The sequence below is a fragment of the Paraburkholderia sp. RL17-337-BIB-A genome (genome assembly GCF_046025895.1).
In the GTDB taxonomy this organism is placed as follows: Bacteria; Pseudomonadota; Gammaproteobacteria; order Burkholderiales; family Burkholderiaceae; genus Paraburkholderia; species Paraburkholderia fungorum_C.
On sequence record NZ_JARESY010000001.1, the window covers coordinates 3250261 to 3274840 of the forward strand.

20 protein-coding genes and 1 pseudogene are annotated in these 24580 nt (G+C 62.8%); 10 read left to right on the forward strand and 11 right to left on the reverse strand.

Features of this window, described 5'->3' with window-relative positions; translation table 11 throughout:
- Nucleotides 1-40: 40 nt before the first annotated feature.
- The 3 genes from P0D84_RS14620 to P0D84_RS14630 all read right to left on the reverse strand — a co-directional run bounded on the left by P0D84_RS14620 (nt 41) and on the right by P0D84_RS14630 (nt 3421).
- Nucleotides 41-1774 (reverse strand): putative bifunctional diguanylate cyclase/phosphodiesterase, encoded by a 1734-nt coding sequence (locus P0D84_RS14620; protein WP_408337436.1) that lies wholly within the window; start codon nt 1772-1774, stop codon nt 41-43.
- 545 nt (nt 1775-2319) lie between these two features.
- Nucleotides 2320-2820 (reverse strand): free L-methionine (R)-S-oxide reductase MsrC, encoded by a 501-nt coding sequence (gene msrC / locus P0D84_RS14625; RefSeq protein ID WP_408337438.1) that lies wholly within the window; start codon nt 2818-2820, stop codon nt 2320-2322.
- A 178-nt stretch (nt 2821-2998) separates the two neighbouring features.
- Entirely contained in the window at nt 2999-3421 is a 423-nt protein-coding gene (locus P0D84_RS14630; RefSeq protein WP_408337440.1) for a TOBE domain-containing protein, read from the reverse strand.
- 448 nt (nt 3422-3869) lie between these two features.
- Here P0D84_RS14630 and P0D84_RS14635 point away from each other — a divergent pair, with 448 nt between their 5' ends.
- The 5 genes from P0D84_RS14635 to P0D84_RS14655 all read left to right on the forward strand — a co-directional run bounded on the left by P0D84_RS14635 (nt 3870) and on the right by P0D84_RS14655 (nt 9600).
- Nucleotides 3870-5627: an SH3 domain-containing protein gene (locus tag P0D84_RS14635; protein ID WP_408337442.1), complete on the forward strand. Its 1758-nt coding sequence runs from the start codon at nt 3870-3872 to the stop codon at nt 5625-5627.
- A 471-nt stretch (nt 5628-6098) separates the two neighbouring features.
- A complete protein-coding gene (locus P0D84_RS14640) occupies nt 6099-6587 on the forward strand; it encodes a VOC family protein (RefSeq protein ID WP_408337444.1) in 489 nt (162 codons plus the stop codon).
- Between the two features lie 33 nt (nt 6588-6620).
- A complete protein-coding gene (locus P0D84_RS14645; RefSeq protein WP_408337446.1) occupies nt 6621-6770 on the forward strand; it encodes a VOC family protein in 150 nt (49 codons plus the stop codon).
- 66 nt (nt 6771-6836) lie between these two features.
- Nucleotides 6837-8042, forward strand: a complete 1206-nt coding sequence (locus P0D84_RS14650) for an MFS transporter (protein WP_408337448.1) — start codon at nt 6837-6839, stop codon at nt 8040-8042.
- Nucleotides 8043-8652: 610 nt separating this feature from the next.
- On the forward strand, nt 8653-9600 hold the full coding sequence (locus P0D84_RS14655) for an IS110 family RNA-guided transposase (RefSeq protein ID WP_408333819.1): 948 nt from the start codon (nt 8653-8655) through the stop codon (nt 9598-9600).
- 295 nt (nt 9601-9895) lie between these two features.
- On the opposite strand, the gene P0D84_RS14660 is transcribed toward P0D84_RS14655, so the two are convergent.
- The 4 genes from P0D84_RS14660 to P0D84_RS14675 form a co-directional block, all read right to left on the reverse strand.
- On the reverse strand, nt 9896-10699 hold the full coding sequence (locus P0D84_RS14660) for a transglutaminase-like domain-containing protein (protein WP_408337450.1): 804 nt from the start codon (nt 10697-10699) through the stop codon (nt 9896-9898).
- A gap of 117 nt (nt 10700-10816) precedes the next feature.
- A complete protein-coding gene (locus P0D84_RS14665) occupies nt 10817-11710 on the reverse strand; it encodes a transglutaminase family protein (RefSeq protein ID WP_408337452.1) in 894 nt (297 codons plus the stop codon).
- 365 nt (nt 11711-12075) lie between these two features.
- Nucleotides 12076-13506: an HdeD family acid-resistance protein gene (locus P0D84_RS14670; protein ID WP_408337454.1), complete on the reverse strand. Its 1431-nt coding sequence runs from the start codon at nt 13504-13506 to the stop codon at nt 12076-12078.
- A gap of 194 nt (nt 13507-13700) precedes the next feature.
- Complete coding sequence (locus P0D84_RS14675; RefSeq protein ID WP_408337456.1) at nt 13701-14624, reverse strand: recombination-associated protein RdgC; 924 nt, start codon at nt 14622-14624, stop codon at nt 13701-13703.
- A 151-nt stretch (nt 14625-14775) separates the two neighbouring features.
- On the opposite strand from P0D84_RS14675, the pseudogene P0D84_RS14680 reads away from it, so the two are divergent.
- Nucleotides 14776-14943 (forward strand): annotated as a pseudogene (locus tag P0D84_RS14680) (ester cyclase); the annotation flags it as partial.
- 87 nt (nt 14944-15030) lie between these two features.
- Nucleotides 15031-15351: a hypothetical protein gene (locus P0D84_RS14685; RefSeq protein WP_408337458.1), complete on the forward strand. Its 321-nt coding sequence runs from the start codon at nt 15031-15033 to the stop codon at nt 15349-15351.
- Nucleotides 15352-15389: 38 nt separating this feature from the next.
- Here P0D84_RS14685 and P0D84_RS14690 read toward each other — a convergent pair whose 3' ends face one another.
- On the reverse strand, nt 15390-16235 hold the full coding sequence (locus tag P0D84_RS14690) for a glycosyltransferase family 2 protein (RefSeq protein WP_408337460.1): 846 nt from the start codon (nt 16233-16235) through the stop codon (nt 15390-15392).
- 484 nt (nt 16236-16719) lie between these two features.
- Here P0D84_RS14690 and P0D84_RS14695 point away from each other — a divergent pair, with 484 nt between their 5' ends.
- Nucleotides 16720-18018 (forward strand): O-antigen ligase family protein, encoded by a 1299-nt coding sequence (locus P0D84_RS14695; RefSeq protein ID WP_408337462.1) that lies wholly within the window; start codon nt 16720-16722, stop codon nt 18016-18018.
- A 163-nt stretch (nt 18019-18181) separates the two neighbouring features.
- Here the strand turns inward: P0D84_RS14695 and P0D84_RS14700 are convergent, their stop codons facing one another.
- Nucleotides 18182-19261, reverse strand: a complete 1080-nt coding sequence (locus P0D84_RS14700; protein WP_408337464.1) for a glycosyltransferase family 4 protein — start codon at nt 19259-19261, stop codon at nt 18182-18184.
- A 154-nt stretch (nt 19262-19415) separates the two neighbouring features.
- On the opposite strand from P0D84_RS14700, the gene P0D84_RS14705 reads away from it, so the two are divergent.
- Nucleotides 19416-20441, forward strand: coding sequence for a glycosyltransferase (locus P0D84_RS14705; RefSeq protein WP_408337466.1), 1026 nt, complete (start codon nt 19416-19418; stop codon nt 20439-20441).
- A gap of 21 nt (nt 20442-20462) precedes the next feature.
- Here the strand turns inward: P0D84_RS14705 and P0D84_RS14710 are convergent, their stop codons facing one another.
- Nucleotides 20463-21506, reverse strand: coding sequence for a glycosyltransferase family 2 protein (locus P0D84_RS14710; protein WP_408337468.1), 1044 nt, complete (start codon nt 21504-21506; stop codon nt 20463-20465).
- A 256-nt stretch (nt 21507-21762) separates the two neighbouring features.
- Complete coding sequence (gene msbA, locus P0D84_RS14715) at nt 21763-23556, reverse strand: lipid A export permease/ATP-binding protein MsbA (RefSeq protein ID WP_408337470.1); 1794 nt, start codon at nt 23554-23556, stop codon at nt 21763-21765.
- Nucleotides 23557-23788: 232 nt separating this feature from the next.
- Between msbA and P0D84_RS14720 the strand changes: the two genes are divergently transcribed.
- Nucleotides 23789-24550 (forward strand): glycosyltransferase family 2 protein, encoded by a 762-nt coding sequence (locus P0D84_RS14720; RefSeq protein ID WP_408337472.1) that lies wholly within the window; start codon nt 23789-23791, stop codon nt 24548-24550.
- Nucleotides 24551-24580 lie beyond the last annotated feature (30 nt).

A 24580-nucleotide genomic window follows, 5' to 3' on the forward strand; every position in this document is an offset into this window, starting at 1 on the left:
GTTACCGGAGGCTTCTGCGGTTGCGGCATTAGCCGGACGGTCAAGCAGTGCCTAACGGTTTCAGCAAATTGCGCAACGCCGCGATAGTGACGGGCCGCGAGAACCAGAATCCTTGCGCCTCGTCGCAGCCAAGTGCTTCCAGTTGCGCAGCCTGTTCGGCGGTCTCCACGCCTTCGGCCGTCACGCGCAGTTTCAAAGCGTGTGCCATTGCGATAATGGCGCCGACGAGCGCCGCGCATTGCGGATCGGTACTCATGCGCATCACAAACGAGCGGTCGATTTTCAGGCGATTCAGCGGAAAACGCGTGAGATAGGCGAGACTCGAATAGCCGGTGCCGAAGTCATCCACCGCTACTTCAACGCCCAATTCGCGCAACGCATGTAACGTCTGCAAGGCCAGCTCTGTGTCGCCGAGCAACGCACCCTCGGTGATTTCCAGCTCGAGGTAGGAAGGGTCGAGCGCCGCCTCTTCGAGCGCCTCGCGGATCGTCTCGAACAGATTGTGCCGTTGGAATTGCTGGGGGGACACGTTCACCGCGATCCGCGGCAAGGTACCGGTAAGCCGCAGCAGTTTGCCGGCATCGCGGCACGCGGTACGAATCACCCATTCGCCGATCTGCTCGATCAGGCCCGCCTCTTCCGCGACCGGCACGAATTCGGCCGGACTGATCAAGCCACGCTGCGGATGGTTCCAGCGCAGCAGTGTTTCCACTTGCGCGATGCGTCCGTTGGCGAGCGTCACCTGCGGTTGATACACGAGATGCAATTGCTGACGCTCCAGCGCTTCACGCAGCATCGTCTCCAGTTCGAAGCGGCGTGCTGCCTGACCTTCTAGCGCGGTGGAAAAACGCCGCACCGCATTGCCGTTCACCGCCGAAGCCGCCGATAACGCCACCCCCGCGCGACGCATCAGCGTCGGTGCATCGGCACCGTCGGCAGGATAGGCGACGATGCCGATACTCGCCGTGATGTTCAGCGTGGTGCCAGCGTAGTCGATCGCTTCGGCGATGCGGCCCAGTGCCTCGGCAGCGAACGCATCGGCCGCGGCGCCGGTTTCATTGATCAGCAGCGCGAATTGCGTGCCGCCGATCGAGGCGATCGTACCGTCGTTGGGGAACAATCCGCGCAGCCGCTCGCCGACGATCTGCAATACCAGCTCGGCCGCATGCAAACCGAGTGCATCGCGCAGTTTGCGCAAATGATCGAGCTCGGCGATCAGCACGGTAAAGCCACTGCCGTTACGCTGACAGCGCGCGATCGTGAGCTCGAGCCGTTCAGTGAAAAGCGTCTGATTGGGCAGACGGGTCACGCCATCGTGATGCGCGACGTACCATAAGCGCGCTTCGGATTGCGCGTAGCGCGTCATATCGATCGCGATGCCGACATAGCGGGCGGGCTGAGCGGCGACACCGCCAGGAGGCGCCGGCTCGGCGGCAATCGGCGCCACAATCGACGCCACAATCGGCGCCAGCGCGAACACCACGCGAATCGGGGTGCCGTTGCGCCGCACATAGGTCCATTCGCCTTCATAGCGCGTGCTTATCGCCGACAGCGGCGGTAATTCGGTGCGCCGCCTCGTGAGTTCGGCCGGATCGTGCAAGGATTCAAATGAGCGCCGGCCGATCAGTTCTTCGGCGGCAAAGCCAGTCAGCTTTTCGAAAGCCGCATTGACCGAGTTGAAGGTGCCGTCGGCCGCGCAGATGAACATGCCGTATGGCGCGGCCGCAAGCGTGGCGTCGCGTGCGCGCGCTTCGGCATAGGGGTGTTCTTGCATCGCGCCGGCCTTTGGATTTTCTGATATTGAAAGCGAGTAAGCGTTTTTTCTGGCGCGTACGACGCAAGCGCCGAAGCTGGCAGATCCGGTCCGATCCACCCGGTCACCGTGCGTATGATAGCGGCTTTCCCGGCCGGCCCGGCGCGCCGGCCGCGCATTTCTCCACGCGCAATCGTTTTCCTCGGCGTATTCCCCGACGCCGGCAGCAGCACGTCCGCTATCGCACACATCATATGCGTTCGCTATGGCCGGGATACTCGCGTACTCCATGCATGCCGCATTCGCGCCGCGGGGGAACGTTGGAATGTCAGCGGGGTAGCGGTGACAGTTGCGGTGGTGGAACTTATGCATGTCTCCAAAACCTGGTGGGGGTTCGTCGCGCTTATGTATCGTCCCCAAAGAGGACTTTCTTTGGAGCGTCTTGAGCGCGTGGAGAAAACGATAGCGGGATGAGGTCCGCCGACCCATCCCCTGAGTGCATTGAGTCTATGTACGAAAAAGCACAGGGTGCCGCCGCGCCGCTGGATCAGGTCGTCCTGAAACGGCTACGACGCGCGCGGCAGCGCGGCTTCGATAAACACCGCGCAGAGCGCTTCCATGCCCTTCGCGTCTTCTTCGTCGAAGCGCGCGACGACCGGGCTGTCGACATCCCACACGCCGATCAGCGTGCCGTCCGGTGCGACGAGCGGCACGACGATTTCCGATTGCGATGCGGAATCGCAGGCAATATGACCGGGAAATTCATGCACATCGCGCACCACTTGCGTCTGACGGGTTTGCGCTGCCGTGCCGCACACACCCTTGCCGAGCGCGATGCGCACGCAGGCGGGCTTGCCCTGAAACGGCCCGACCACCAGTTCGCGGCCGTCGTGGAAATAGAAACCGGCCCAATTCAGATCGCTCAGGGAATGGAACACCAACGCGGAGAAATTCGCGGCGTTGGCGATCCAGTCGGTTTCGCCGGCAAGCAGCGCCCGCGCCTGGGCGACCAGCTCTTCGTATTGCGCGGCTTTGGGGAGATGCGACGCGGAGGAGACTTCGAACATGACGACGTCCGTGATGAAAGCGGAAAGAGGAACAGCAAGGCTGTGCAGTGTAAAACATGCTGCCGTTTCCTTCACGGCACGGCCGGTTGCGCATGCCACCCTCTTTCCGTCCGATCTACGTGCGGCCCGACGGCTTTATCCAGACTTTAACCCTGCGCACAACGCCATGCATAAAACGTTATTCCACACCGATGATCACGCTCGATGCCTTGAAAATAGCCGTCGCCGCTTTGCCGCTCGCGAGGCCGAGGCGCTCGACGCTTTCATTGGTGATGATCGCGGCGACCTGTGCGCCGCCCGCGCTGATGGTCACTTCCGAATTCACGGCGCCCTTCGTCACCGCCGATACCGTACCGGCGACGCAGTTGCGCGCCGACACCTGGCTCGCCGTCACGTCGACCATCACGATCACTGACGACGCCTTGACCAGGGCGAACGCTTTCTTACCGGCGGCAAGGCCGAGCGTCGTCGCGCTGCCGTGCGTGATGATTGCGACGATCTCGAGCCCGTCCTGGGTGCGCAGCGTGACTTCGTCGTTCACGGCACCGTGTTTGACTTCGGCGACTTCACCGGCGAATTGATTGCGCGCGCTGGTTTGCATGTTGTTCTCCTGGTTGATTGAGCTCGTGAAACACGGTTTGGGGCGATGTGCCGAGTGTGGCGAAACGCCCGGCCTGAGCGGCCCCTTGTGCATGAAGTGCGATATGGCGCAGCCGCTATTGACGATTCGACCCAAACCCCAATGAAACCACATAAGCGTTGTGCAAATACACTCATACGCTGATAAAGCATCACGCGGGTCATTGATTTCATGCCGGCGCCGCGTCGTTGTGAAACGGTGCGCTCATGCTCGCGAGAGGCGCCTGCAAGCGCGAGAAAGCCTCGCCCACTCGTTCCGGGTCAGAGGTACACCTCAAAATGGCCCCAAGACATGCCACGGCGCGCTTCGGTTTCCCGAAATCCGTTGAGAGGCTTGTGCACGCATCCACAGCCCGGCGCGGCGCGCGACACCGTATCATCGTGCCCTTGGACCATCACCGTCGAAGCCTATGCCTGTCGCCGTCCCGCCACGTACTGCCACACGCACTGCAGCATGCTTTGCCGCAGGTTTTGCCGCAGGTTTTGCCGCAGGTCTTGCCGCAGGTCTTGCCGCATGCTTTGCCGCATGCTTTGCCGCATGCCGCGCCGCCCGACTGCCGCACGTCCGCCGCGCCGCCACGCTATGCGCCGCCCTTGCGGTCGCTTTCACCTTCGCCGCCTGCAGCAATCCGCTGCCGACACGCGACGCCAACGCCAACGTCAACGTCAACACCGTCACGCTGTTCCCGATCGCCAATTACGACCAGAACGTCGACCACTGGCTCGAACCGGACAGCCCCGGCTACGACCAGCCGTTCCTCAGCCCCGCGGATCAGCAGGCGCATTTCAGAGCCCTCTACGCGCGCTACTTCGGCACCGGTACGAGCGCACCGTCGCCGTGGAATTCCGCTTACGTGACGATGCGCGTCTATCGCCAGCAAGGTACGGACATTGCGGCGTTGCAGCAACGCCGCATCGGCAAATTCGACAACACCGGCAAGAGCGGCGCGGCGCTCGGCTACGGCGAGAATTTCCGGCCGCACGACAAGACGTGGATCGACGCGATCGCGCAAAACATGGACCTCGGCCAGTTCACGCAAGAGGCCGTGTACAAGCCCGAACGCCGCGCGATCGCCACCGGCAACCTGATGGTGCGTGAACTGCCGACCGCCGACCCGTCGTTCTACGATCATCACCTGGCTGGCGAAGGCTATCCGTTCGACAACCTGCAGATCTCCGCGGTACGTCCGGGTACGCCGCTGTATGTGCTGGGCAGCAGCGTCGACGGCGCGTGGCGCTACGTCCAGACGCCCGACGTACAAGGCTGGGTGCGCAGCGACGGCGTCGGACTGGCCGACGCCATCTTCATCGACAGGTGGCGCGCCGCCACCGCGAAGTCGCTGGGCGCGGTGACCGTGGCGTCGGCGCCGGTGCGCGACAGCCGCGGCGTGTTCCGCTTCGACGCGCCCGCCGGCACGCTGCTGCCGCTCGCCACGAACGACGCCACGCGGCCCACGGCACAGGCACAGGCAGCTAGAACAGCGAGCGAAGCAAGTGACGCCGCCGGCACGTCGGCCTCCCGCACGCTTCTCGTCCCGGCCCGCGATGTGGACGGTCGGGCGATCATCCGCACCGCCCAACTGAGCGAGGCACAGATTGCCCCGATGCCGCTCGCCGCCACCCCGCGGCATCTGGCGATGCTGATGAAAACGCTGATCGGGCGGCCGTATGGCTGGGGTAATAGCGGCCTCTACAACGACTGTTCGTCGGAACTGCAAAGCATCTTCGCGGCATTCGGTGTATGGCTGCCGCGCCATTCGTCGACGCAGATGAGCGCCGGACGGATGATCGATCTGTCCGCGTCCACGCCAGCGCAACGGCTCGACTACCTCGCCCAGCATGGCGAGCCGTTGCGCACGCTGATTTACATCGGCGGACATGTGATGCTGTACATCGGCAACACGACCCGCAACGGCGTCGCGGTGCCGGTCGTCTATCAGGACGTGTGGGGCTTGCGGCCGGCCGACAATAGCCGGCGCGCGGTGATCGGCGGTTCGGTGATCCTGCCGCTGTTCGAACACATTCCGGAAGACGCGACCTTGCAGTCGCTCGCGGCGACCCCGACGTTTCAGATCAGCATCCTCGGCGCGCCGGCCGGTGCAGCGGCAACGCCGGCGGCCCCGGCCACACCCGCCGCGCCGCCGGACGACGACAATCCGGCCGGTTGAGCCTGCGCGGTGTTTCTGCGTTTTTGCGTTTTTGCGTTTCTGCGTTTCTGCGTCCCTGCGTCCCTGCGTCCCTGCGTCCCTGCGTCTTGGCGTCTTGGCGTCTTGGCGTCTTGGCGTCTTGGTGTCTCGGCGTCTCGGCGTCTCGGCTCTCGGCTCTCGGCTCTCGGCATCTCGGCATCTCGGCATCTCGGCATCTCGGCATCTCGGCATCTCGGCTCTCTGCGTCTCGGCGTCGCGCGCCGGCGGCCGTGCTGATGTCGTGCCGATGCCAGTTGGACGCCCGTTCTCGCGCAGACGTCCACGCCTGCACGCGCGTCCATCCACGCGTCTGCCCCTCACCGCACGCCCGTGCTTAAAAATATTTTTTCCGGAGTGTCGATTCAAAGGCGATGCACTCGTCGTAACGTTGAAGGTCTGGCTCACGCAGCCGGTCTTTCAACTCACGAACTATTACTTCAAGGAGTCGCCGTCATGTCCAGCCCCGCTGTCAAACCGATCCCGGACGGGATGCACTCGCTGACCCCGTATCTGATTTGCGCTAACGCAGCCGAAGCCATCACGTTCTACGCCAAGGCGTTCAACGCCGTCGAGCAGTTCCGCTTGCCCGGACCCGGCGGCAAAGTGATGCACGCCTGCCTGAAGATCGGCGACTCCATGCTGATGCTGACCGACGAGTGGCCCGAGCACAACACATTCGGCCCGAACGCACTAAAAGGCACGCCGGTGACGATTCACCACTACGTCGAAGATGTCGACGCCAGTTTCAAGCAGGCTATCGAGGCAGGCGCGAGCGTCACCCTGCCGGTTACCGACATGTTCTGGGGCGACCGTTATGGCCAGTTGAAGGACCCGTTCGGCCACAGCTGGTCGCTTGCCACGCACAAGCGCGATCTGAGTGCGGAGGAGATTCAGCAGGCCATGCAGAGTATGCAAGGCATGGAGTGCGGCGGTTCGCAATAAGCCGCCTCCCCCATACCGGGACCAGGAGGTCGTATGCAAAAGCTCGCGCCCTGCCTGTGGTTCGATGGTAACGCGGAAGAAGCCACCCGCTTTTATACGGGCATCCTCAACGATTCGCGCATCGCCACCACGATGCACGACGCGGCGGGTGGCCCCGACCGAAGGGCAGCGTGCTGGCCGTAACGTGGACCGTAGCCCGTCGATCTTTGATAGGATCGGTCTCGACCCATAAACGGCGGGACATGAACGGTGCGAGTCAACCATCAGGCTTTTTTCTGCTCGCTGTTTGTCGCGCGTCTCGCCGATCAGGTCTTGCTGTTCCTGGTGCCGCTCGTCGTGTTTCAGACGACACACCAGGTATCGTGGTCAGGACTCGCGTTCTTTATTGAAACGCTGCCGCGTTATCTGGTGTTTCCATTCTTCGGCGCGCTGTGCGACCGTATTTCGCCGCTCAAGCTGATGCGGGTGAGTCAGACTGTGCGGGCGCTGGTGTGTTTCGGCGGCGTGTTGGCTTACGTGTTGTTTGGCGGCATTGGCTGGTTGATCGCGCTGTCGGCGTTGTGCGGAGTGCTGACGAGTCAGGGTTTGGTCGCGCGCGAAGTGATGTTGCCGCAAATCTTCAGCACGCAGCAGTTCCAGCGCGTGCTCGCCTATTCGCAGCTGGCTGACCAGTTGGGCTTCGTCCTTGGCCCCATGGTGGCTGCCGTACTGCTTGGCGTGTGGCGTTGGGAGTGGGTGGTCGGCGCAACTGGCGCGCTGTTTCTGCTCGCCGATGCGGCGCTACTGCTGTGGCAACGCACCAGTGGTTTCAGCGCTGGCGATCCGCCTCCTGCACCGGGTCACTGGACGATGCCTCTGCGCATCGCGCTGCGCCACGTGCTGGTTTTACCGGGCCTGAAAGAAGTCGTGCTGCTCGCCGCCGCCGAGAACCTCGTGATTGGCGTGACGCTTGCGACATCGGCCGCGATGGTGACAGGTCTTCACGCGCAATCGAACCGCTACTACGCTGGCCTGCAAACGGCTGGCGCCGTGGCCACGGTACTGATTCTTTTGTCGATCGCGCGTCATGCGTGGCCGGCGCAGACACTCGGCCGGGTCGCCTTCGTCGCGATCTGTGCGGGGGGTGTCATTGCCGGTGCGAGCGCGGCGCCTTGGGGCTATCCGTTTGGCTTTCTGCTGATTGTCGGCTTCGACAAGATGTTCAACGTCTACATCCGCAGCGCACGGCAGAAAATCATTCCCCCCGAAGACTACGGCAAGACGACGGGCGTGGTAATTCTGTTGAACAACCTGACGCAACCACTCGCCGGATTGCTGGTTGGCGTGTTCTCGACACGAGCTCAAACCGGCGTACTGATCGTGGCGCTCGCGGCGGCGATGGGCTGCATTGGAGCAGCGGTATCGATCGGCTCGGCGCTATCGCGGCGCAGGCGCGCGCTGGCGCTTGGAGAATGACGCCATGCGCGCCCTGCCCGAAAGCCGCAATTGACATTGCGCGCGGTCGACGCAGTCAGGCCGCCGCGAGGTCTGGAGATGCGAGGTACGCAGCGCAACGCGTGTGCAACACACAAGAGCGACTAAGTTGACCGCGTTGCCCGGGTAATCGGGTGATCGGGTGATCGGGTGACGGGATGACTGAATGGCCGGCGTGACTGGGACGATCGAGGCGATACACGCTGAGCCGTTGTGCGGAATGAAGCGTGAGCGCGAATCTCAGACGATCGGTTTTCGAATTCCTTTTCGGCGCGCGCAGCGCCGCCGGAAGTATGACGGCTGTGTCACTGACGCGGAATGTGCGAGGGCACGGATTCCAGATGCACCACTACCGCGACTGTGCGGGGGACCCGCTTAAGAGTTGGCGGTTTGAGCCGCTTTCTTTTGCCTACTTGTATATTCCCCTCCGTGGCGCCGACCCGATCAGTTGTCGCCACACGGACAGTCAGCTCGTCTGCCTACAGTGCCTCGAGCCCGCAGAAAAGCCTGAGCGACTGTCCTTTTCATCCTCTTAACCCGAACAGTTGACTGAGCCCCGAGCTCGTATTTTCCTGCAAGTATGGGTACCGTGATGAACCAGACCTCTTCGTCCCTTTATATCGGCATCGACGTCAGCGGTAGCACGCTCGACGTTGCCATCCACGACACGACCGAACATTTCAGTGTCGACAATCAAACCGCCGCCATCGACCAGCTGGTCCAGCGTCTGATCGCGCTGAACCCCACCCTGATCGTCATGGAGGCCACCGGCAAGCTCGAACTCGCCGTGCTCAGGGCGCTCTGCCAGGCCGGCCTGCGCGCGGTCGCGGTCAATCCCCGACAGGTGCGCGACTTTGCCAAAGCCACCGGCAAACGGGCGAAGACCGATCGCATCGACGCGTTCGTCATCGCCCATTTCGCCGCCGTCATCAAACCCGTCGTGCGTCCGCTCAACGATGTGCAGACCGAGCAGCTGCAGGCACTCCTGCTGCGCCGTGCCCAGCTCATCGACATGCTCGTGGCCGAAAAGGCCCGCCTGGAGCGCGCTCACGCCGCGGCGAAGGAAAGCCTGAATGACCACATCAAATGGCTCAAGCAGCAGCTCACCGTCGCCGACAAGGACATCGATTCGTTCATGCGCGCTTCGCCCGCGTGGTGCCAGAAGGAGGACCTGCTGCGCTCGGTGCCCGGCATCGGTCCCGGTGCGGCGGCCACGCTGATCGCATTCATGCCGCAACTCGGTTCACTGAACCGCCGCGAGATCGCCGCGCTCACCGGTGTCGCACCGTTCAATTCCGACAGCGGCAGGCACACCGGCAAGCGGCGCATTCAGGGCGGTCGTGCCATCGTGCGGCGCGCGCTTTATATGGCCTGCATTCCCGCGCTGCGCTTCAACCCGGTGATCAGGGCCTTCTACGACCGTCTGCGCAAAGCCGGCAAACCCTTCAAGGTGGCCATGACCGCGTGCATCCGCAAGCTCATCGTGACGCTCAACGCCATGGTCCATAACTCAACACCCTGGAGCCCATCGACGGATTAACCGGCGGTATAGCCTTGCCTGGATGCGGTGCCTGAACGCGATCACTCGCGTGGTTTGCGCTCGCCTGTACGAACTGGCGACCACATTGAAAATCCAGCACCCAGGAACAGGTTCCCGCTTGACTTCCAATACGGTTGCTTTTCTTTGCGGCAGGCAAAGAAAAGTAGGTGCCGCCCCGCACAGGGGCAACGCTAATAGACCAATAACAATTCAAGGAAAGGCCAAAGAACCAGATCAAGGAAAGACCACCACCCAGGCAAACAAAACCAAGCGCCGCCAAGGCAAAAAGAACCCTCTACACCGCCTCACAAACCACATCAAACTTCATCAACTGCGTAGCCCCAAACGCATTACTAATAGCAACATCAGCAGCATCCCTCCCGCGGGCCATCAAAACCCGCCCCGTCCGGGGCACATTATTCCGCGGATCGAAGATCTGCCAACACCCTCCAACATAAGCCTCAAACCAAGCAGCAAAATCCATAGTCGCATACGGCGGCGGCGTCCCAACATCACTGATATAACCCGTGCAATACCGCGCCGGTATATTCATCGCCCGGCACAGCGTCACAGCCAGATGTGCAAAATCCCGGCACACGCCCTGCTTCTCCTGCCACGCCTGCCAGGCAGTCTTGGTCGGCCGCGCGAAATCATATCCAAAGACGATATGCTGATGCACATAATCACAAATCGCATCCACCCGCCCGCGCCCGAGCGGCATCTTCCCAAACCTCTGCCACGCAAATTCCGAGAGCAAATCCGTTTCGCAATAACGGCTCCCCAGCAGAAACACCAACGAATCATCAGGCAACGCCTCAACCGCGTGTTGCTCAGTAAACGGCGGCCGCCTCTCCGGCTCGGACGACACCTCGAGCACGGCACTCGTCGACAACGCAATCAGCCCCTGCGGCGCCACGATCCGACTGCATAAATTGCCGAAACCATCGCGATACTGCCTGATCGGCACCGGCGGATCGACCGCCAGCAAATCCGGACTCAGCACTTCCTTCGCGTGCGAATAGTGAGTGTTCAACATCAACATCATCGGCGTCGGTTGCACGCACTCATAGACCAGCTCGTAGCCAACGCGCAATTTCATCGCGACACCCTCTTCCAGTTGAAACGTTCAATTGACGCGCCCGGCAAGCAACCCGAGTTGACGCCCCCAGCTAACACGTTCGATTTGTACCAAGGTCAACCCACCCGGCCCGCGCCGTCACTGCCCCGCGGTCACGCTCACATCGACCTGCAAGCCGCGAAACGAATGCGGCGCGCCATGCCATGTGCCCCACAACGGCAACGCCTGGTAGTAGTTCCACGCCACCGCGACCCGTATCAGATGGCGATTGCCGACAATGCTATTGGTCGGATCGAAATCGACCCAGCCGGCGCCCGGCAAATAGATTTGCAACCATGCGTGCGTCGCGCCGCCGCCCTGGGTGGCGTCATGCTCGGGCACGAACAGATAACCGCTCACAAAGCGCGCCGCGAGGCCAAGCGAACGCACCGCGTCCATCATCAGCACGGCAAAATCGCGGCAACTGCCGCTGCGGCTGCGCAAGGTGTCGCCAGGACGGTGCACGCCCTTTTCCGCGCGGCGCACATAGAAAAACGTGTTCTTGATTTCCAGCGTCATCGCGCGCAGCAGCGCCATCGTCCCGCCTGTGCCGTTCTTGCCGCTGCCGGCGCCCTGCGCAGGGACGAAGCGGCGCGCCCACTCGTCCACGTCGCTGTCGGGATACTGGCGGCTGCGCGCATTCACGAGGTCGGATGCTTCCTCGTTGGTGTACGCGAACGGCCAGTTCACCGCGTAGGGCTCAAGCGCGTAGTCGGGCAACGGTGTTTCGACATGTTCGAGCGTCACTTCGCTATCGAAGCGCAATTCGCTCGCCTTGCCCACGAAACTCGCGACGGCCACCGAGTTGTCGAACACGTCATGCAGCCAGTGCAGCCGCGAGGGCGTCGGTGTAATCACCAACTGGGTCGTGACGAGGCGCAAATCGTGACTGGCGCGCGGGCGGAACATCATCCGGTGTTCGCCGAACCGCACGGGTTCCGAGTAACGGTAGACGCTGACGTGACGCACCGTGAAACGCTGGGGCTCAATCATCTGACAGGCCGATGGATGCAACTGGGTTCGTCCTGACCATCGCGTTCACGCTGGTAAAAACCGCTGCCGCGGCAGGCGGCGAGCGCCCGGCACGGTTTGATCCTGAATGAGCCACGGCCAGGATTCGGCGTGGTCGAGTGCGCTCAACGAGCAGCTTTCGCTTTGAGCATACACCCGCCATATTGGTTGAAATCACTCATTTGGCAGCGGCGCCGCGCATGTCGAAGTTATCAACAGAATCTGTTCGCAAATCTGTGCATAACTATCCAGCAAAATCTGCAAGCTCTTGATATGCCTGCTGTTTTTACCGCCAGATCGAAGTTGGGCAGGTCACGGCCGTGGTGTCGCGCGGGGATCGCGAGCTGTCAATCACGCGCCGCTTCCGCGGCAGGCCCGCTCGCGGCGTCCCGTGAGGCCGTGCGCGCTTCCTCGCGCCATTGCTGCCGCGAACGCAGCATTCTGCGCAAAGCGAGGCGCGTCATCTTCACCCAGCCCGACGGACGCGGGTCGGCGAGCATGCTGAGCGCGCGGGCATAGTCGAGCGTGAGGCCGGGCGTCCACGCCATCGTCGCGGCGCGTTTGCGCAGTTGCGCCGCCACCCACAATTCCGGCGTCGTAATCACTCGCAAAAATGGCCGCCAGCCGCCGAGGCGACCCCACACGCGCGCCGACGCCCCCTCGATCGCCGCTTCCAGTGCGCGCGACACGCTGCTCGAACAGTTGCGATACGTCAGATTGTAGGTCGTGTCCTGACGATAGGTGTCCCAGAAGCGGTGCAGGCGCGCCGGATCGTAATTGCGTATGCGCACCTGAACCGTCGACGGACACCATGCTTTCGATTCGGTCTGGTAATCGGGCTGGAATAGGCCGGGCACGTCGTTCTCGCGCGTCGCGCGTAGGAGCCGCGCGAAATCGTCGGGCGAACGATCGATCTCGACGCCCGGATACAAGCTGATATAGATGCCTTCAGGCGATTCGAGCGCGGCGTGTCCGGTGGATATCACGCCGTTGCGATCTACCGCCGCGATATAGCGGTCGACGATCAGCTGCCGCCGCGCCTCGCCCTTCGCCGAACCGACCGGCGTCCACACATGGACGGTCAACGCGTCTTCATCGGCGGCGGGTGGGCCGTCCCACTCGACTGTGCCCAACCGCCCTGGCGCCACCGCGCTCGCTGCGGAACTGGCGGCGTCCGCGCTTGCGGCATCCGCGCTCGCATCATTCGAAGCGACCGCGGGATTCGACGCAAGCCGCCGCACGCGCGTGCTCAGCAAAATCATGTTCCAGCCGCCGAATATCAGGCCAAGGCCGAGACAGTACGGCACCGTGCCCACATAGTGCGTCGGATACGGCTGATAGAAGAAAACCGCCAGCGCGATTTCAACGCCCCCGCCGATCATCGCGAGCCGCCAGGTGCGATAGCGAACGACCTTCGCGGAGACGATCTGCAACAGACCGTCGGCCAGAAAGAGCGTGCCGAAGATCATCGACAGAATGAAGTTGCCATGATGATGGCCAATCAGGATCAACGCCGCCGCAAAGCAGAATGCGAGGCCCTTCACATAGCGCAGCACGCGTTGCCCGCCCATGCCGGTCCAGGCGACCGCCAGCGTGGCGAGCCCTTCGAACAGCAGCAATGACGCAAACAGTGTGATCGGAAAATAGAGCGCGCTATCGAGCGCGTCGATGAACACCACCACGCCTAGCGCCAGGCTCACCCAGCCGATCAGTTGCAACGAGCGCCAGCGCGTGCGCAGATAATCGACACCCAGCAGGATCATGACCAGTCGAACCATCGCAAGGCCTCCGTGAATGATGCGCCATTCAGATCGCAATCTTAACCATATTCACGGAGCTGGAGCACACGCTCGGGTACGGGGGCTGTGTCCGCACATGTCGACGCGTTCATGGAGAGTCGGCGCGGCTTGCGATCGCGGACCCGTGCATGGCCGCATCGTCGCAGCCGCATATCGAGGCGTTTGCGTTGGACTCAGGCAGCCGCGGCTTGCGGCAGCGCCTCGCCCTGCTCGCCGCCCAACGCGTCGAGCAGATCGTTCAGCATGCGATCGAGTTCGGCGGTCATCAGCGTGACGTCGGAATCGAAACGCTCATCGTCATTCTGCGCGGTCGGGTCGCTTGCTTCCTTGAGGACGTCGAGCGGCGCGATGCGCTTGATCGTGAGCGACGGCGTCAGCACGAACGACACGCGATCGTTCCACGTCATCGCCAGACGCATGCATTGCTTGCCGGCTTCGATATGACGACGCATATCTTCGGCATCCAAAGTATGTCCGACATAGCGCACCGTCGCGTTGCCTTCGGTCGGCGAGCGCAACTCGGTGTCCTGGTCGAGCGTGAAGCCCGCGGGACCTTCGCCGGAAAGCAGCCAGCCGGTCATCGCCGCAACCGGCGAGTGCGTGACGCGCACGGTGCCGAGCGGCAATTGATCAATCGACTTCACCAGCAGACCGCGCACTTCGTCGGCGACCGCTTGCGAGCCCGCATCGATCACGAGCCAGCCGTTCCTGGTATCGATCCACACACGCGTATCGCGGCGAATGCTGAAGGCGCGCGGCAGCAGTTCGTCGGTGACCTGCTCCTTGATCTCGCGCATCTGCTTGCGACCGGGTTTGAAGCCCTGTTGCTCTTCGAGTTCGAGCGCGCGTGCCTTGGTGAATTGCGTGACGACCGAAGCCGGCAGCAGCTTCTTCTCGGTGCGGAACACCAGCAGCATCTGACCATTGAGCGAATACACCAGCGAGTCGTTATCGCGCGGCGACGCCCAACCGTGGCTTTGCATCTCGACGCTGTTGCCGGGCGCGAACGCGTGCGGCGCGAGCCATTTCTCCATTTGTTCAGGGGTGACGGACCACGGAGCGGGAAGGCGGTGCAACTGGAGGTTTTTGAACCACATGGGCGGGGTCTTGTACGGGCAAAGCGCGTCATTCTATATGACGCGGCGAAGATGGCGCCGTCAGAAGCCTAAGCGCTCGCTGCGGCGAGGCGGTGCCTTCGCACCAGCCATTTTCAAATGAAACCCGAGATCCTTTTAGCGGCAGACCGGGTTCCACGCGCACTTCACCGGACAATTCCAGAACTTGAAAAGCAATGGCCAAGACGTCGATTTCCAGCCTTTCGACCTTTATCGCGTGAAGGACGGCAAATCGTCGAAAACTGGCGCCTTGAAGACAAGCTGACGCTGCTCAAACTGCTCAGGTGCGATCAAGCCGTAGTGGTTTAGCCGCATCAGTCCTGGGGCGCGTTTTACGTTCAAATCACCTAGACTTTTTAAGAAACGCGCGACTTGGACGGAGGCGGCCATGGCCGATGAAACCGCACCCTGGCAGATGGTGGAGTACGAGGGCTTCGAAATTCATGTGGCGCCCTTCCCGAAAAACCCGCCCGACGAAACGAAGCCGTCAGGCGTGACGGATAACCGCTACACGTATGTCGGCTATGTGTGTCATCCAGGCGCCGACCCGACCGTCCCCGGGCATGCGGTGCCGTTCCATGCGGACGGCGAGGAGAGCTTCACCGGCAAGGATGAAGCACTCTACGAAGGGGTGCACGTGGGGCGCAGCATCATCGAAGGCACGCACCCGGATCTGACGGTGCTGCCGCTGGTGACGGGCGGCGTGTAACGTATGCAGAAGCGCGCGCCGCGCACGTGCCCTTGGCTTTAGCTGAACGCCCGCTTGATGCGCGACTTGAGCAGCGCGCGGCGCAAGCGGCCGGTCCGTTCAGGCTCGCTGACTGCCTGGCTGCCTTCCACCGCCGTGCCGCGCCGCAGAAAATAACGATCGAAAGTGGCTTGCGTCATACCCCACTTGTTCAGGAACTGGCGGCGCCCATCGTTCTTGACGACCTTGCCGGTGCTCTTCTGCTGGAAGTGATACACGAGACTGTCGCCGGCGCCGAGAAACACCCGGCAACCGGCGTCCCACAGCTTCATCGAGAAGTCGTTATCGCTGCTCATGCCGGGGCTCAATTCGCTGCTATAGCCGCCAACCTTGTACCACCAGTCGCGATGCACCAGCGTGGGCGGCCACGTGGCGCCGCGCCAGTCGGCGCGCACGAGTTTTGGCGTGGCGGCCACCAGTTCGTCGGCGCGGAAATTTTCCACATCGCGGCCGAAGTTCTGCACGACGACGCACGGATTGCCGGAGTCGACCGGCTCGATCATCGTGCCGGACAGCATGAACAGATTGTCGGCCGGCATCTGCGCGAGGCGCTTGACGAGCGCGTCGTCCCAGCCGGGGCAGCAGTACATGTCGTCGTTCATGTAGACGATGTAGTCCTGCGTGGCGCGCGCCGCCGCGAGATTGACCGCATGACAGATGCCGATATTGGCGGGAGACGCGGTATGTTCGATACCCTCGTCGCGCACCCACGCCAGGGTGCCGTCCGAGCCGTCGTTCACGTGCACGATGATCTGATGCGCGTGCGTGGAATGACGCCGCAAGCTCTCGATCACGAGCCGCAGGTAAGGCAGATTGTTCCAGGTCGGGATGATGATTGAGAACATCGATTCGGTCCGTTGAGCTTGCCGTCGGCGCGAGCGCGGTTCAACTCCGCATTGGCAATCCGGCGTGGGGCAGTGCAATGCAATTAAATGGCCGCCGTGCCGGCGACATCACCGGACGCGGCGTTGAAGAATCGCTGTCGGCGTGAGTGTCTGCGCACGCCGTGGGAACCCGACGCCGCACAGGCAGCCAGACAGCGTCGCCCATCAGTTTCGCCGGGGATTGTACCGCCGCCGCCCGCTCATACGACAAATACCAAGGTCCGCAAACCATGATGGCCGTCTTTGAGCAAGACCTTCCGTGCAAGGCGATACCGGTAGCGGCACCTCGTCGACGCATGACTTACTGTGTGCTTCAGCAAGCATTCTGCAAGGGAACGCACGGTTATAATCGCGATCGCTCTACCGTCTTAAAAAAATGCACCCAAGGGTCCGGCCATAGCAATTCCACCACCGGAACGGTAGTGTTCTTACATATTGTTGCCCTATGATTTTTGCTCCCAGTCTGGTCTGGCTCAGCACAGCCCTGCTGTTTTTCGCGCCCGCGGTCAATCTCGTGTGGCGCGGCGGCACGGGCTACTGCTTCTTCGCAATTCTCGCGCTCGCGCTCGGCGCCGCCGTGGCCAACCGGCGCACGCCGGGCTATTTCTCCGGCCTGCGCACCTACCGTTGGTTCACGATCGGCATGCTGGCTTTCGTCGTTGCTATCGCCGTCCAACAGGCGCTGTTCGGCTACTGGCTGCCGCGTCAATTCGATGCGTTGTCGCGCTTCGTGCTTGCCCTGCCCGTCTTTCTGCTGCTGCGGCAGTTGCCGTCCAGGCATCTGCGCGTAATCGGCTGGGGTTGTGCCGCCGGCGCGTTGGCGGTCGGCGCCTGGGCGCTCATGGATCAACCCGCCGGCGGTTGGACGGATGCGAATCGTCTGAATAATTCTTATACGAATGCGATTCCGTTTGGCGATACCGCGTTGCTGCTCGGTTTTCTTTCGGTTTTCACTTTGGGCTGGGACAAGCCGCGTGACTGGTTCGTGTTCGGGCTGCGGTTGCTCGCGCTGGTGGGCGGCGGCTACGCATCCTATCTCTCGGGCAGCCGCGGCGGTTGGCTGGCCGTGCCCGTGTTCGTCGTGCTGCTCGGCATGCAGTATCAGTGGTACGCGCACAAGAAGCGTCTGCTGATCACCACGCTGGCGATCGTGATCGCCGCGGGTGCGCTGCTGTCGACCGAGCGGATTCAGAAGCGCCTCGGCGAAGTGACCAACGACGTGTCGATGATGCATCAGGGCGAAGACTACACGTCGGTCGGCCTGCGCTTTCAGTTGTGGAATGCGTCCGGCCTGATCTTTATGCAACATCCGGTCTACGGCGTCGGCAAGGGGCGTCTGGTGGACGAGCTGGGACTGCTCGCGGAGCGTGGCGAAGTGAAGACGGAGATCGTCAATGAGCGCGCCCATAGCGACTTTTTCTCGACGCTCGCCGAAATGGGCGCAATCGGTGTGATGTGCCTGCTGTTGTTCTACTACGGCATCTCGGTGTACTTCTGGCGTCACAGGCTGTCGAGCGATCCGGCGATCCGCGCGGCGTCCTATGCTGGGTTGGCGGTTGCCACCAGCACAGTGATTTTCGGACTGACCATCGACGTTCTCGTGCCGATCATGGTCACCGTGCTGCTCGCGCTGCTGGTCGCTACGTTTCTCGCGGTGATCGATTCGCGCAAACGCGAACTGGCTACGGCGCAACCGGCAGCGGCACGCGCCGCCCGTCAAACCACCACCGGCGTCAAGGCCTGATTCGAGCACGGCGTGGCGTGGGGCTGACGTCGATCCTACTTCGGTCCACCGTGGGCGGCTCAAACCCGGCGTCGCGCTGACTTCGGCCCGATCCAATCCCGACTTCGGGCCGGCCTCCCGCCAATTTCAGCCGCGCCCGGCACCTACGCGCGGCGCGGCGGGCTCAACGCGTGAACAGTTCGTAGAGCGCGGCGACATGAGCATCGACGCCCGGGTCGTAGACGAGGCTCCGCAGCGGCTCGGCAATACGCGCGTCGCCGTCCCGCACACGCTCCACTGCGGCCTGAATGGCGCGCTCGAAGCTCCCCGCCGACTGCCGCGAGAACTCGATCTTCGCCGCACCGGTGACGGTCTCCGCCGCTCCGACGTTGTCGGCGATCACAAGCGGCGTGCCGCACATCACCGACTCCACACCCACCAGACCGAACGGCTCGTATGCCGACGCCACCACCGTAAAGTCGGCTGCGGCGAACAATTTTTCGATCTCCTTGCAGTACCCGACATAGCGAATCGTGTCGCTGGTTTTCGGCACGGGCCGGCCGGCCACCGCAAGGCAAACCGGCAGCGTGGTTTGTGCAAAAAACGCTTCCAGCAAGGGATAGCCTTTGCGTTCGTGACTGGTCGACGAAAACACGAAAATCACGCGGTCCTCGGGCAGACCGAACTGGCGGCGCACCGCGGCTCGCTCTACATCGCTCAGCGGCTGAAAGCGCGCGGTGTCCACGGGTGGATAGACTACGTCGATGCGCTCGGCCGGGACGCCGTAAAAACGCTGCAACTCGCGGCTCATCAATTGCGAATGCGCGACGATCGAACGTGCATGCGAATAGACGCGCCGTTCCATATCGATCTGCCATTCGTCGCTGCGGCGCGCGGTGCGGCCGGCGGCTTCGAGCGAACCCGGATGCGTACCGCCGCACAACGCGACGTCGGCATGCGTGGAGTGGTTGATCGAGAAAACGCACGCCGGACGGTGCCGTCTCAGCCGTTGCTTGAGGCGCCAATCGAACGCGAGATTGCGAAGCTTGCGCGGCGCCCAGCGGACATTGAGCGGCTGAGCGTCGATCCACGCCGCCTCAGGCAGCGCGCGGTCGATCTCGCGGGCGAACAACGTGGGACGCAGGCCCATCCGATGCAAGCCGGCGATCACGTCGCGCGTGTAGCGTTCGGCGCCGCCACTGTTTTTCAGCGCCTGGGCGGTCAGGGCGATGTCGGTAACAGGACGCCGGGTGGGATCGGACAAAGATCGGTTCTCTGTGAGGCGCCCGCGCGGTGGAGGACCGTGCGGACTGGTTTTCAGGGCAGCGGCAATTGTAAAGGATGGGCTTCGCGGGCTACATGACGCAGCCCTCCCGTCACCGATTAGAATCTAGCGCATCCGCACCCCACCCTATTCCATGACCGATAGCCCGTCGACCAGCCCACCATCCGCAACGTCGGACACTGACCGCCCGCTCGTATCGATCCTGCTGATCGCCTACAACCAGGAAAAGCAGATCGCCGATGCAGTGCAGAGCGCCCTCGCGCAAACCTATGCGCCGCTCGAAATCATCATCTCGGACGACGCCTCCAGCGACGCCACGTTCGCCGCGATCGAGGCCTCGGTCGCCGGCTACAGCGGACCACACAAAGTGATTGCGCGCCGCAACGCGGCCAACCGGGGCATCAGCGCGCATCTGTCACAAATCGCGCAATTGGCTGAGGGAGAACTGCTGTTCGTGGCCGCTGGCGACGACATGTCCGCGCCGAACCGCTGTGAGCGGGTGGTCGACTTCTGGCTCGCCCATGATCGCCGCCCCGATCTGATCGCCACCGACCTCGCGGACATGGACGAAGCCGGCAACGTCCACGAACGGATGTCGCCGACCGAACTCGACACCTATCGCAGTTTCGACGACTGGCTCGCCGGCCGACCGTGGCTCATCGGCGCCGCGCACACATGGTCGCGCCGGCTGTTCGAGCGCTTCGGACCCATGCTGCCAGGCGCCGCCGCGGAAGATCAGATCATGGTGTTGCGCGCGATCCTGTCAGGCGGGGCCGCGAGTCTGCGCGAGCCGTTGGTGCGCTACCGGCGCGGCGGACTGTCACGCAAACGCCGCTATGGATCGGTGGATGAGTTGATTGCGCGAATGCGCCAAAGCAATCGCCATGGACTGGCGGAACTCGCGCAGTTGCAGCGCGACGCCGAGATCGGCGGCGTGGGCGAACGCATGCGCGCGGCGCTGGCGTCCAAACTCGCGCGCGAACAATTCATTCACGCGATGTTCGAAGCGGGCGGTCTCGGAGAACGTATGGGGCTGCTTACGCGCAGTCCCAACGTGAAGCTCGGGCTGCGCATCCGCATGTTTCTGTATGCGACATGTCCGGCTCTCTACGCGCCGGGAATCTGGCTCAAGCGGATCGTGCGGAAAAACGGCCGCTGAAACCGCTCGCCGCGATGCGCTTCAGGAGGCGCTGCGCCGCCCGCGCAAGCGACGCCCGAACGGCTGCTGCGCCTCGACGCCGAAGCTCAGCAGACTCTTGCGCAAGCGCCGCATCATCTTCATCGCCCGCAGGAAGGTCTCGCCGGTGTGGCTGAACAGCACGAATTCGAGCGCGCCGCGCCAGTTTTCGATGCCGCGCGAAAACGCGTTCATATCGTCGCGCGCATCGAGCGGCAGTTCGGCGCCGAAACGCCGCCCGAACAATTGAATCTGATCCGCGATGCCGTCGATCTGACGCCGCTTGCTGGCGCCCCGCCGCTCGGCCGCCGCGAGCTTGCATTCGTCGCGCGCACCGGCCGCCGACCGCTGATTGGTCGCACTCGCGCCAACCGCATTGCTCTCGTGCTGGCGATATTTCAGATGCGGCGCCGCCACGTAGCGGATCTCGCCGAACGATGCCACCACCATCGCCAGCCACCAGTCGTGCATCACGATGCCGGCGGGGAACGGCAGCGCGCGCTGAAGCGCGGCGCGGTTGACCAGCATCGCGCAGCCCGGGATATGGTTGCTCAGCAGAAAATCCCGCAGACGCTCGGCGCGGCGCGACTTCGCCGTGATATCGAAGAGCGACTTCGACAGGCGGCACAGCGTCGCATCCACCAATTCGATGTCGCAGAATGCCAGGGCCGGCGTGGCGAGGCCTCGGGCGTTTTCCACGGCTTGCAGTTCGTGCATCAGGTCGGCGAGTTTTTCCGGCGCCCACACATCGTCCTGATCCGCCAGTGCGACATACTCGCCGCGGCAGCCCGCCAACGCACGCTCGAAATTGCGTACGATGCCCACCCGTTCGCCGCTCGCGATCAGGCGGACCTGCACGCGGCCGGAGTACGCGGCCAATAATTCGGGCGTGCCGTCGGTGGAAGCGTCGTCGGAGACCACCACCTCGAGATTCGGCCAGCTTTGCGCTTCCAGTGAAGCCAGAAGCTCGGGCAGATAAGTGCGGCCGTTATAGGTCGCAAGCGCAATCGAAACGAGCGGCTTGCTGGTGGGATCGTCGTGATGCATCGCTAGTGGGTTTTCCTCTGCGGAATACGGGCGTCGGTCGTCAGCATGCGTTTAGTGTAAAACAAGCACAATAAAGTGAGACAAAAACACAACACCATCTCGAAAAATGGACGAAAAGGCCGGCTGACAAGCATTTGTAATCGGAAAGCGAGATGCGATGCTACGGGGGAATGCCGACGCTGGGTGTCAACGGCAGCCGGGAGGCGCCTGAAATGGCGCTGTCCGGCCGATTGCGGCATGTGCAAAATTTGGCTGATCAGGCTGCGTCTTGCTGAAACTGAATGCGGTGCAGGTGCGCATACAGCCCATCTTGTGTCAGTAGCTCGCGATGGCTGCCGCGCTCGACGATCCGCCCCGCTTCCATCACCAGAATCCGGTCGGCGCGTTCGATAGTCGACAAACGGTGCGCGATCACGAGCGTGGTACGGCCCTTCATCAAGGTTTCCAGTGCGGCCTGCACGTGGCGCTCGGATTCCGAATCCAGCGCCGAAGTGGCTTCGTCGAGAATCAGGATCGGCGCATCTTTGTAGATCGCGCGCGCGATCGCCAGACGCTGGCGTTGACCGCCCGAAAGCATCATGCCGTTGTCGCCGACCAACGTATCGATGCCGTTGGGCATCGCCTCGACGGTGTCCCACAGGTTGGCGGCGCGCAGCGCCGCCTTGACCTTCTCCGGATCGGCCGTCTGGCCATAAGCGACGTTGTTGGCCACCGTGTCGTTGAACAGCACGACGTCCTGGCTCACCATCGCGATCTGGCTGCGCAGCGCGTGCAGGTCATATTCCGGCAGCGCGACGCCGTCGACCAGAATCTCGCCGCCGGTCGGATCGAAAAAGCGCGGCAGCAAATTGACGAGCGTGGTCTTGCCGCTGCCCGACGGACCCGCGAGCGCGACCATCTCACCCGGCGCCACCTTGAACGACACCCGGTCGAGCGTGTGGCGGTTATGCGTGGCGTTGCTGCCATAGGTGAATGAGACGTCGCGGAATTCCACTTCGCCGCGGGCGCGATCGAGCGGCTTGCCGCCGCCCTCCGGTTCGGACGGCTCGTCGATCAGGCCGAAAATCAGTTCGCACGCCGTCATGCCGCGCTGCAGTGGCTGGTTCACGTCCATCAGATGCTTCAGCGGCGAGATGATCAGCAGCATTGACGTGACGAAGGCGACAAACCCGCCGACCGTGGTCTGATCCGACGACGACTGCACCACCGCGATGGTAATCACCACCGCGAGCGCGATCGACGACAGGAACTGCGTCAACGGTTGCGCAAGGCCGCCGGAGACCGTCATGCGCATGGCGTAGCCGCGCAGACGCTTGCTCATCGCCGTGAAGCGGTCGGTCTCGTACTGTTCGCCGTTGTGCACCTTGACGACCTTGTAGCCACCCACCGTCTCTTCGACGATGTACGACAGTTCGTTGGTCAGCAGTTGATGCTCGCGATTCAGGCGCCGCAACCGGCGGTTGATCTTGCCGACCAGCCAGCCGATTCCCGGCAGCAACACTGCGACGATCAGCGTCAGGCGCCAGTTCAGATAGAACAGATAACCGAGCAGGAAGACGACTGTCAGCGAATCGCGCACCAGCGTGACCATCACGCTCAACAACACGTTGAGAATCTGGTTCACCTCGAAGACGATCGCGTTGATCACCGTGCTCGCGGTTTCGCGCTGGAAGAACGCCACGCTCGTGTGGATCATGCGGTTGAACATCTTCAGCCGCAATTCGAGCAGAATCTTGTTCGACACGTAGGCGAGCAGATAGCCGGACGCATATTGCGAGACGCCGCGAATCAGCGCAAGGCCAATGACCGCAACCGGCACGAACCACTTGGCGTTGTCGCTGGCATGCGCGCCGAAGCCCTTGTCCAGCAGCGGCTTGAGCAACGCGGGAATCGCTGCGTCGGTGGCAGAGCTCACGGCCATTGCGACGACTGCGCCGACCACCACCCACATCAGCGGCTTGATATACGGCCACAAGCGTCGAAAGACGACGGCGGGCGACGATGCTTCACCTGAACCGATGGGTTTGCTTAACGTTGGCTTCGCGCTCAAGGAATCCTCTGAGAATGCGGAACAGCATCCACGCAGCGGGCGGATGCCGGCCGCGCGGAATATCGAAAAAGAGCATTGTAAATGGTTGGAGACGATGCCCGACGGTTAAGGATGGTTCGGATTTGCCCGGTTGCGGCGGCGCTGAAGCGTGGCCCGTCGCCTGCGCTGTGTATACTTGCGCGACCCATTCCGCACACCGCACCCTCAACGCATTCCAGCCGCATTCCAGCGTATGCAAGAAACCACCCTCGGCGTCGCCATCATCACCAAAAACGCGGCGGCGCGCCTGGCCGAATGCCTGCAGGCCGTGGCCTTCGCCGATCAGATCGTCGTGATCGACGGCGGCAGCACCGACGGTACCGCTGACATCGCGCGGGCACACGGCGCGCGCGTGCTCCAGCAAACCGACTGGCCGGGCTTCGGACCGCAAAAAAACCGTGCGGTGGACGCGCTCACCACCAGCTGGATTCTCTCGATCGACGCCGACGAAATCGTCTCGCCGGAACTGGCCTCGGCGATCCGCGCGGCGCTCACCGCGCCCACCGCCGATGTCTACGCGGTGGACAGGTTGTCGAGCTTTTGCGGCCACTGGATTCATCACAGCGGCTGGTATCCCGACTGGATTCCGCGCCTGTTCAAACGTGGCGCCGCGCGTTTCTCCGACGACCTCGTGCATGAACGCCTGGTGTTCGACACCCCGTCGCAGCGACTGACCGGCAAGCTGATGCACTACTCCTACGAGGACTTCGAGGGCGTCCTGCGCAAGCTCGACGCGTATTCGACGGCGGGTGCGCAGCAACGTCATGCGGCAGGCAAGCGTGGCAGTTTCGGCAAGGCGCTCGGGCGTGGCGCATGGGCCTTCGTGCGGACCTATGTGCTGCGGCGCGGATTTCTCGACGGCCGCGCGGGCTTCATGATTGCGGTGTTCAACGCGGAAACGGTGTACTACCGGTTTTTGAAGCTGGCGCAGTTGGGGGAGAAGGCGCGGCGCTAGGGGTGGCCGGGGCTCGTCTTCAGCGCAGGC